Source organism: Halovivax sp., assembly GCA_007119345.1.
GTDB lineage: Archaea > Halobacteriota > Halobacteria > Halobacteriales > Natrialbaceae > Halovivax.
This window is the reverse complement of sequence record SKPV01000194.1, coordinates 1-9,688: the sequence shown is the minus strand read 5'-3', so window position 1 is coordinate 9,688 and position 9,688 is coordinate 1. Positions and strand designations below refer to the sequence as shown.

Annotated in this window: 10 protein-coding genes; 7 read left to right on the top strand and 3 right to left on the bottom strand. The window is 68.4% G+C overall.

Features of this window, described 5'->3' with window-relative positions; translation table 11 throughout:
* A partial coding sequence (locus QZT59_RS13065) for a HalOD1 output domain-containing protein (RefSeq protein WP_290817006.1) occupies positions 1 to 380 on the bottom strand: 380 nt, incomplete at its 3' end.
* 279 nt (positions 381 to 659) lie between these two features.
* Positions 660 to 1,307: a bacterio-opsin activator domain-containing protein gene (locus tag QZT59_RS13060; RefSeq protein ID WP_290816997.1), complete on the bottom strand. Its 648-nt coding sequence runs from the start codon at positions 1,305 to 1,307 to the stop codon at positions 660 to 662.
* 245 nt (positions 1,308 to 1,552) lie between these two features.
* Between QZT59_RS13060 and QZT59_RS13055 the strand changes: the two genes are divergently transcribed.
* The 6 genes from QZT59_RS13055 to QZT59_RS13030 all read left to right on the top strand — a co-directional run bounded on the left by QZT59_RS13055 (position 1,553) and on the right by QZT59_RS13030 (position 8,374).
* Complete coding sequence (locus QZT59_RS13055; protein ID WP_290816994.1) at positions 1,553 to 2,755, top strand: MFS transporter; 1,203 nt, start codon at positions 1,553 to 1,555, stop codon at positions 2,753 to 2,755.
* 262 nt (positions 2,756 to 3,017) lie between these two features.
* Complete coding sequence (locus QZT59_RS13050; RefSeq protein ID WP_290816991.1) at positions 3,018 to 4,397, top strand: ATP-binding protein; 1,380 nt, start codon at positions 3,018 to 3,020, stop codon at positions 4,395 to 4,397.
* 248 nt (positions 4,398 to 4,645) lie between these two features.
* Positions 4,646 to 5,386, top strand: a complete 741-nt coding sequence (locus tag QZT59_RS13045; RefSeq protein WP_290816988.1) for a DUF5518 domain-containing protein — start codon at positions 4,646 to 4,648, stop codon at positions 5,384 to 5,386.
* A 197-nt stretch (positions 5,387 to 5,583) separates the two neighbouring features.
* Positions 5,584 to 5,976: a cupin domain-containing protein gene (locus QZT59_RS13040; protein ID WP_290816985.1), complete on the top strand. Its 393-nt coding sequence runs from the start codon at positions 5,584 to 5,586 to the stop codon at positions 5,974 to 5,976.
* A 127-nt stretch (positions 5,977 to 6,103) separates the two neighbouring features.
* Positions 6,104 to 6,298 (top strand): cold-shock protein, encoded by a 195-nt coding sequence (locus tag QZT59_RS13035; RefSeq protein WP_290816982.1) that lies wholly within the window; start codon positions 6,104 to 6,106, stop codon positions 6,296 to 6,298.
* A 204-nt stretch (positions 6,299 to 6,502) separates the two neighbouring features.
* A complete protein-coding gene (locus QZT59_RS13030; RefSeq protein WP_290816979.1) occupies positions 6,503 to 8,374 on the top strand; it encodes a gamma-glutamyltransferase family protein in 1,872 nt (623 codons plus the stop codon).
* Positions 8,375 to 8,383: 9 nt separating this feature from the next.
* Here the strand turns inward: QZT59_RS13030 and QZT59_RS13025 are convergent, their stop codons facing one another.
* Positions 8,384 to 8,992, bottom strand: a complete 609-nt coding sequence (locus QZT59_RS13025) for a hypothetical protein (protein ID WP_290816976.1) — start codon at positions 8,990 to 8,992, stop codon at positions 8,384 to 8,386.
* A gap of 124 nt (positions 8,993 to 9,116) precedes the next feature.
* On the opposite strand from QZT59_RS13025, the gene QZT59_RS13020 reads away from it, so the two are divergent.
* Positions 9,117 to 9,548, top strand: coding sequence for an ArsR family transcriptional regulator (locus tag QZT59_RS13020; protein WP_290816973.1), 432 nt, complete (start codon positions 9,117 to 9,119; stop codon positions 9,546 to 9,548).
* Positions 9,549 to 9,688 lie beyond the last annotated feature (140 nt).

The following is a 9,688-nucleotide window of genomic DNA, read 5'->3' as shown; positions in this document are numbered from 1 at the left end:
TCGGTTCGAGAGTCAGCGGGCGAGGAGTCGGTGATCGGCGTGGAATCGGTTCGTCGACGGTCGGAATCCGTCCGTCGCCTCTCCGCGGGTGCGTCGGAGTCGGCCTCCCGGACGACGGACCCGCGACCGTCCGCGCGAACGGTGATCCGGTAGCCGTGGTGTTCGAACGCGACGGTTCCCTGCAGCCGCGGCGTCCGCGCCGGCGCGAAGAGCCGATCCAGCGCGTCGGGATCGAGAACGTCGAACAGCGGCTCGATCGTCGTCGGATCGTCGCCCGAGACCGCGGCGAGAGCCCGGATCACGGCCGTGCTCGGCGACGTCGATTCGGTCCAGTCGAACGCGTGTAGCGGCGCCGTGCCCTGCGAATCGGATAGATCCATGGTCGTCCCTCGACTCACGGTACTCGGGTGGGACGGATACCGAGCGGGATTCCACGTGGAACGGGTTTATGAGTGAGGCGCGAGGCGATCGATGGACCGCAAATCTGGAAATGCGGTGGACCGCGTACCAGCGTTCGAGGCGTCGGCCCGATTTCCGGGGCCGGCGCCCTACCGTCCGGGCGCGTCGCTCCGACGTCCGGAGCGTGCGCCACTCCAGCACCTGGCCCGTCGCTCTACCGTCCGGGGCGAGCGCCACTCCGGTACCCGGGCCCGTCGCCGCTACCTCCCCGACGGGACCAGCGCGTCGCCAACGAGGTTCCTGGTGCCGCGTCGCAGCCGATCCGAGACCGCGCGGTGGGAGACGTCGAAGCGCTCCCCGAGTTCGGCCTGGGTGGTCTCGCGGGGATCCTCGTAGTAACCCGCCCGGAACGCCGCGATCAGCGTCTCACGCTGTTCCGGCGTCACCGACCGGTGGGTCCCCTCCACGAGCTCCGCGAGGTCGTAGAGCCGGATCAGGTCGATCGCGATCCCCTGGGCTTCGAAGAGATCCTGAAAGTCGGTGAACGCGGACCGGTCCTGGGTCCGGACTTCGAAGCGCCACCGGTCGGCCGTGCCCACGGCTTCGACGACGGTCGCGTCCAGCCGGTTGATGCCCCTGATGAGCTCCGCGTTCGGCGCCCACTCGGCCCGGAAGAGCGCGCCGTCCTCGACCCGCTCGAGGAGCTCCACGTTCGCCACGTTGGGCTCGCGCTCGGCCTCGTCGACGAACACCGCCGGATCCTCCCCCCACACCCAGAAGAACGGCAACGCCGACTCCCGCGTCGGGACGATCCGCTCGACTTCGATCTCGGTCCCGGGCGTCGACAGCAGCGTCTCCCCGAACGGCAACGCCTCCGGGGGGATCGTGAACTCGGCCACGACGGTCATGCCCGGATTCACGCTCGGCGCTTATTTGGGTTCGTGGGCTTGATTCGCCGGGTCCGGGATCGTCCCCGGTTTCGACGGCTCCGCCGGATTCGGGCGCAGCGACGCCGCTGCGTGGGTCAGCACCGCCGCTGCGTTCGCCTGCCTCGCGACCGAGGTGCCAGAGCGCGGGCGGAACAGGCAACGGGCGGGGGCGAAACCAGTAGCTAAGGGTCGCGGACGGGAACGATTCGTCCACGAATTCTCCCATGGACGTTCGGACGGCCCTGAAACGGGAAGCGCGGGCGCTGTGGGCCGACGGGCGGGGAGCGCCCCTGGTCGCGGTCGCCACCGCGTGGGGACTGCTCGTCGGGACGCGGATGCTCTACCCCGTCGTGCTCCCCTCCCTGCAGGAGACCTACGGCCTGAGCCTCGCGGTCGCCGGGCTGCTCGTGACGGTCCTCTGGCTCTTCGCCTCGCTCGGCCAGCTGCCCGGCGGCGTGCTCGCCGATCGGTACGACGAGCGCCTGCTCATGGCCGCGGGGGCGATCGTGGTGGCGGCCGCGATCGCCGCCGTCGTCACCGCGTCGACGGCGATCGTGCTGTTCGTCGCGACCGCGCTCTGGGGGCTGGGCCACTCGCTGTACCCGATCGCGCGGATCACGTTCCTCTCTCACAGCTACCCCGACCGGCTCGGCAGCGCCCTCGGCGTGACGATGGCGACGGGGGACGTCGGCCAGACCGTGCTCCCGCCGATCGCGGCCGCCCTCACCGTCGCGATCGCCTGGCAGGTGGGGCTCGGCTTCGTGATCCCGCTCTTGCTCGTCGGCGGCGCCCTCATCTACGTCACCCTTCCCGCCCGGCCCCCGGCGGGCGGATCGGGCGACTCGCAGTCGCTGCGGGACGCGCTGGCCGCGTTCGGGGCGTTTCGCGATCCCGCGATCGGGTTCATGGGCGTCATCCTGTTCCTCTACATCTTCATCTGGCAGTCGTTCACGGCCTTCTACCCGACGTACCTGACGACCGTCAAGGGGCTGTCGCCGTCGACCGCGAGCCTCCTGTTCGGCTTCTTCTTCGCCGTCGGGGTTGTCGTCAAGCCGGTCGCCGGCGCGGCCTACGACCGGATCGGGATGCGCGGCTCGCTCGTGGCCGTCCTCCTGCCGCCGGTCGTCGGCTTCGCGCTGCTGCCGTTCGTCGAGGCCGGCTGGCTCCTCGTCCCGATCACCGCGCTGATCAGCACCATGCTCGGCTCGGGGGCGGTCACCCAGTCGTACCTGGCCGACGCGTTCCCCGAGGGCACCCAGGGGACGGGCCTCGGGGTGATCCGGACGACGACGGCGACCCTCGGCGCCGGCGGCCCGGTGCTCTTCGGCGTGATCGGCGAGTACGGCTACTTCGACGAGGGGTACCTGGCGCTGGCCGTGATCATGGCGGCGGTGATCCTGCTGACGCTGCGGACGCCGCGGGCGTAGGGTCGGAGCGGTGACCGCCGCGGTCGCTGAAAGCCGGAGCAGGTCCGCCCCTCTCGCCCGAGTCGACGGTCGGCGTGCAGGTTCGACGGGTTCGCGGGTCGCGTCGTCGAACGCGGGTCGCTTCGCCGAACGCGGATCGCGAGGAGCCGCTCTCAGAGCGACGCGCGCCCGACGGGTTGGTGCCTGTGGCTCGATGCGGGGACGTCAGCGAACGCGAGACCGCACCATTTATTATGCACAGGATAATATTATCGCGTGCATAATGATCGATCGAGTCCGCGAGCGCGACTGGCTCGAGTCGCACCTCCGCGAAGACGCCCGGCAGTTACTGGTCCTGTACGGTCGGCGACGCGTCGGTAAGACCACGCTCGTGACAACCGTTCTCGACGAGCTGGAGATCCCCTCGGTGTATTACCTCTGTGACAAGCGGGGAATCGAGGCCAACGCGGGGGCGTTCGCGCGGCGGTGTGCCGACGCGCTCGACGACGTCGAGCCGGCCGTCGACGGATTCGTGGACGCGTTCAGGTACCTCTCGAACCGCGTAAGCGGCCGGTTCGTCGTCGCCGTCGACGAATTCTCGTACCTCGTGGAGGCGGACGAGGAGGTCCCGTCGGTATTCCAGACGATCGTCGACGAGGTGCTCGACGGGACGTCGGTGTCGCTCGTCCTGCTCGGATCGTCGATCTCGATGATGGAAGAGGGAGTCTTGAGCTACGAGAGTCCCCTCTACGGCCGGCGAACCGGACAGTGGAGACTGGAACCGATGACCGTGGGAGAAGCCGGCGGCTTCTTGCCCGGATACGACGCAGTGGATTTGATCCGGGCGTACGGCGTCGTGGGCGGGATTCCGGCGTACCTCGAGCAGTTCGAACCCGACGTCGACCTCGCGAGCAACGTCGAACGAAACGTCCTCTCCAAGGGAGCCTTCCTGTACGAAGAACCGGAGTTCCTGCTCCGTCAAGAGCTTCGAGAACCGACCACGTACATGGCGATCCTCGAGGCGATGGCCGCCGGTGCGAGTCGCGTGACCGAAATCGCGAACGAGATCGACAAACCCGCCAGCAGTCTCTCGCGATATCTGGACAAGCTCGAACGGCTCGCGCTCGTCGAACGCGAGACGCCGGTCACCGATTCGAACCGTCGAGGAGTGTACCGACTGACCGATCACTTCCTCCGGTTCTGGTTTCGGTACGTGCTGCCGAACCGCGCGACGCTGGAGCAAGGCCACACCGAACCGGTACGGACGTCGACCGTGGAGACGCTGCCGAGGCACGTCAGCTGGACGTTCGAGGACGTCTGCCGACAGGCGGTCCGGCAGCCGACGTTTCCGGTGGCGTGTTCGCGGGTGGGCCGCTGGTGGTACGACGAGATGGAGATCGACGTCTGTGGCGTAAACGAGCGCACCGAGACGCTCCTTCTCGGGGAGTGTAAGTGGACGACGGAACCGGTCGGACCGAACCTGCTGACCGAACTCGAAGCGCTGGAACCGGAGGTTCGCTGGCGCGGGTCCGACCGGTCGGTCGCCTACGCGCTGTTCTCGAAGGGCGGGTTCGCGGGGGAACTCCAAACGGCGGCGGAACGACGGAACGACCTTCACCTGTTCGAGGCGACCGATGTCGTCGAGGCGTGCACCGCGAATTGACCGCACCGTATTCCGAAATGCCCGGGGATCGAATCCTATCCCGAAATAGGCGTTCACCCCCCGTTCGTCACCTTCCGGATGGCGGCGGCGAACGATACTCCCGCCACGGTCGTCCTCGCACGTTCTCCGATGGAATCGGGGCCCCGGCCGGTCGATCGAACCTTGCACCGGCGAGCCCATTCGACCTCGATACCCCCATCGAACCGCCTGAGAGGTTTAAGTCGTCGAGCGACCTCCGTTCGGGTGTCATGGATCCAACACTCACCGACGAAGGGAACTGGGAGGGCCACCCGACGGCCGGCACCACGGTCCCGGCGTTCGTCGACTGGATTTTGGGCGCGATCGTGGCGCTGTTCGGACTGCTCGCGATCGTCGGCGGGAGCGCGCTCGCGTTCCTCGTCGACCGCGACGTCCTCGCGGAGGGGATCGAGGACGAGGTCGTCACGGTCACGGTCGGCACGACCGAGCTCACCGAGGCCGAACAGCTCGAGGTGGCCGACGCCATCGTCTCGTGGATCGGCACCGGACTCCTGTTGACCGGCCTCGGCATGGTGGTGTTCGCGATCGGGTTCGTCGTCGCGAGACACCGGGCCCACGGCCGGAGCCGGCAGGACGAACCGGTTCGCTCGTACGGGACGTTCGCCCTGCTGGGCGCCTTCGCGACGACGGTCCTCTCGTTCATTCCGTTCTCGCCCGCACTCGGCGGCGCCCTGGCGGGCTACCTCGAACGCGGCGAGTCCGAGCGGACGGTCAGCGTGGGGACGCTCGCGGGACTGCTGCCCCTGATTCCGGTGCTCGCGATCATCGCCTCGGTCCTCGTCGGACTGGTCTCGGGCATGCTCGCCATCGGGCAGCCAGGGGCGGCGATCGCCGTCGGCACGGCGATGTTCTTCGCCCTGATGCTGATCGCGACCCTCGGCGCCGTCCTCGGCGCGCTCGGAGGCTACCTCGGCGGGAAGTTCGCGGAACACCGGGCGAGCGCCGACTAGCCGCGCCGACCGCGGCCGTCGTAACCGGCTACGGACCGCGGCCGCCGAATCGCCAACCGACCGCGGCCGTCGTAGTCGCCTACCGACCGCGGCCGCCGAATCTGCTCGCGCGCGATCCTCCCGTCGAGGCCGGGGAGCCGCCCCGACGACCGCCGCCCGCCGTGAACATTCATTGACCGTCGGGGGCTGGGAAGGGTATGGGCTACCACCTCATCGACCCCGACGAGCTCGACCAGTGGGACGACCGGCCGACCGACGTCCGGTCGCTCAGCGTCGCGGCCGGCTACGACTACCAGGACTCGAAGCTCGGCCTCCGCGTCTACGAGCTCGCGCCCGGCGAGCAGTCCGGGCTGCGCTATCACTCCCACGACGAGCAGGTCGAGGCGTTCTACGTGCTCGACGGGACGCTCCACGTCGAGACGCCGGACGACGAGTACGTCGTCGAACCCGACCAGGCCCTGTTCGTCGACCCCGGGAGCCCGCAACGGGCGTTCAATCCGGACGCGGCCGACGCGGCCGTTCGCGTCCTCGCGATCGGGGCGCCGTCGGTCGACGACGCGCGGCCGTACGATCCGGCCGGTGACGAGTGACGTGGCGGCGCGACCCCGCGAACGGCGTCCGCGCGCACCCCACGCGTTCCTGCTGGTTCGCGTCCGCCGTCGTGGTACCACGACCCTCGGAAGTCTTATTCGGCAAACGGCCGTACACTTGTTTGCAATGGCAAACGGTAAGGTTGATTTCTTCAACCACACAGGCGGCTACGGTTTCATTTCGACGGACGACGCGGACGATGACGTATTCTTCCACATGGAGGACGTCGGCGGACCGGACCTCGAAGAAGGCGAATCGATCGAATTCGACATCGAACAGGCCCCCAAGGGCCCCCGCGCGACGAACGTCGTCCGCAACTAATTCCGACTTCGGACCGCCGCATTCCGGCGATTTCGAACGACGAGCGCATTTTTCGAACGTGACGATACCCGGACGCGGAGCGACGCGCCCGGACCGGGCGGGAGCTCCCGACCGGCAGCGATCGAACGGTCGACGCGTCGGACCCGGGTGCGGGGAGCTCGGTCACCCCCAACCACTTTCCTGCCGTCTCCCGTGTACCGGCTAATGGTCACGCCGCTCGATCGCCGAACTTTCCTGCTTGGAACCGGCGGAACCGCCATTGCGAGCGTCCTCGGCGCCGGCACGCGCTCCCGGGAGCTCGCGGAGGGAGATTCCGCGGCGGGGACCGGCCCCGAGACCGACCCCGAGACCGCGGCGGGAACGCGACCCGACGCCGCGGCGGTCGTCTCGCAACACCACCTCGCGACCGACGCGGGGCTGGCGGTCCTCGCGGACGGCGGGACGGCCGCCGACGCCGCCGTCGCCGTCGCCAGCGCCCTCTCGGTCGTCGAGCCCTGGTTCTCCTCGGCGCTGGGCGGGGGCACCTGGGCGCTGTACTACGACGCGGAGGCCGAAGAGGTGACCAGCGTGGACGGCGTTGGACCGGTCGGCTCCGAGGCGACGCCCGAGGACTACGCGGAGCGGGGCGGCGACTACGGCATGCACCAGTCGATCGTCCCCGGCGCCTGGGACGGGTGGATGCTGTGGCTCGACCGGTACGGCGAGCTGGACCTCGGAGACGTCCTGGCGCCCGCGATAACGCTCGCGCGGGAGGGGTATCCGGTTAGTCCGGGGATGGAATCCTGGCTCGACCGACGGGCCGACCGGATCGCCGAGCGCCCCGACGCGCGTGAGATCTACGAGCGGAACGGGGAGTTGGTCGAGGAAGGCGACACCGTCTCCCAGGAGGACATGGCGGACACGTTCGAGGCGCTCGCCGAGGCGTACGCGGAAGCGCGGGACGAGGGCCGGAGCGAGGCGATCCAGGCCGCCAGGGACTACTTCTACCGGGGGCCGCTCGCCGAGGCGATCGTCGAGTTCTCCGACGAGCGCGACGGCTACCTCACGCTCGAGGACTTCCACGAGTTCGAGGCGGAGATCGTCGAACCGATCTCGATCGAGTGGGACGGTGGCGCGGCTGACGCGGATGACCCGAGTGCGGACGACGAGGACGATGATTCGATCCAGGTCTACCAGAACCCACCCAACAGCCAGGGGATCACGCAGCTGCTGGCATTGAACGTCCTGAAGGGATTCGATCTCGACGAGCTGGAGCCTGACGACGCCGACGCCGTCCACCTCCAGGCCGAGGCGCTCAAACTCGCGTTCGCGGACCGATACCACCACGTCGGCGACCCCGACCGGGTCGACGTACCCGTCACAGAACTGCTCGACGACGAGTACGCGGCCAGCCAGCGCGAGCGGATCGAGACGGACGCGGCGATGGAGTGGCCGATCGACTCCGGGCTGGACGGGGAGCGTGGCGCCGGGCGCCCGCTGGGGAGCGAGGCCCGTCACACGACGACCTTCCACGTGATCGACGGAGACGGCAACGCGGCCGCCGTGACGACCAGCCTCGGCGCGCAGTTCCAGGTGATCGGCGACACCGGGATCCACCTCAACAACCGGATGCGGATGATCGCCGTCGAGGATGACGATCCCAATCGGCTGACTCCCGGGTACAAGGTCCGGCACACGTCCAATCCCTACCTGGCGACCCGGGGCGGCGAGCCCTACATTTTGGGCGGGAACACCGGCGTGGATACGCAACCGCAGGGCCAGACCCAGCAGTTCCTCAACGTCGTCGCGTTCGGGCTCGACGCGCAGGCGGCGATCGACCGACCACGATTCGAGACGACCGCGTTCCCGGCCACGACCTATCCCTACGACGTGGACAACCGGTTGCACCTGGAAACGGACGGGCTCTCGGACGACGTGATCGACGGGCTCGAGGAGCGAGGCCACGACGTCTCGGTGGGTGGGTCGTACGGGACGGCGAACGCGCTCGTGATCGACGAGGATGGGGCCGTGGAGATCGGCGCGGAGTCCAGGAGCGAGGTCGCGGAGGGGCGCCTGCTCGAGTCGGACGAGGACTGACGCCGTCGATCAAGGGATCTCGTCCACGGCGCTTCGCAACTCGTCGGTGTCGAGCCATTCGTGGCATCGATCGCCGGTCAGGAGGGAGCTCACGTGCGAAGCGGCCATCCCGTTGTCGTACCGGGCCCGCTCCGTCTCCGGATCGGGATAGCGTCGTTTCAACACCCACGCCTTCTCTCGGTAGGACGGGGCGAAAATCAGCCCGAGCTCCCAGACGTAGCCGCCGTCGAAATCCTCGAGAACGGCGACGATGTGGGTCGCTCGACCGCAACAGATGTCGAAAACCCGGTGCCAGAGATCGAACTCCTCCGGCGTGAGCCCGAAATCCTCGAGGCGGAAGGCCACGGCCGGCGGGTCGTCGCGTTCGTCGAGCGAGTCGGAGACCAGCTTCCGGCGCTTTGCGGCCCCGGTCTCCCCGCCCGCCCCCGCGACCAGATACCGACGGTCGTGGCCCTCGATGCGAGCCAGCTGCTCGCCGTGGACCAGATCCTTGATTCGCTGGTGTTCGGCCGGCGTGAGGGAGATGGCCTCGACGTCGGCGATCACCGCCTCCTCGCTCGGGATCAATGCATCGTCGGGTGTTCCAGGATCGGATCCACCACCATCGAAATTCGTCATTCGATTGTGAATTCTGGCGTGCAATCACTTATACGTTCTCCGTCGGATTAGTTGTGGAACTAGTTGCGGTAGTATCCGCATTTGAGTGCGAGTGTTTATGCTGGTGGGGGAGCAATACCGTCCCATGAGGCCCGATACGGCGGTCGGCGGGTCGGGGCAGGGTACGCGGGACGCCACCGACGCGGGGTTCGACGAGTGGCGGGCGCTCCAGAAGGCGACCGACAAGAAGCGAGCCGACATCCTCTCGGACGTGGTCGGCCATCCGAAGGGGTTGCCGAGCGTCGAGGAACTCGATTACACGAATCCGTCGCTGAGCGACGACGCCATCCGTCGACACCTGCGGACGCTGGCGGACGTCGGCGTCGTCCGCGAGCGCGAGTTCGAGACGGGCGAGCGGCTTCGCGACTACCCCTACAAATTCTACGAGCTCACCGAGGAGGCCCGCGAACTGTTCGATCGCAACGGGCTCTTCCCGGAAGCTGCGTGGAAGCGCCAGTATCGGGCGGTCGAGAAGACGGCTCGCATTCGGGAGATCGAGGAGATGCCTCGTCCGTGAGAGACGGTCCGGCGAGCGAATAGCCACCTAGCGCACGATCGGCCCGCGCTGGGTGATCGGCTGGTCGAGGGGGTGGCCCGCGACGAGCGCGTACGTGGCGTCTTCGGTCGCCTCGACCGGGATCGTGGCGTCGTCGGTCG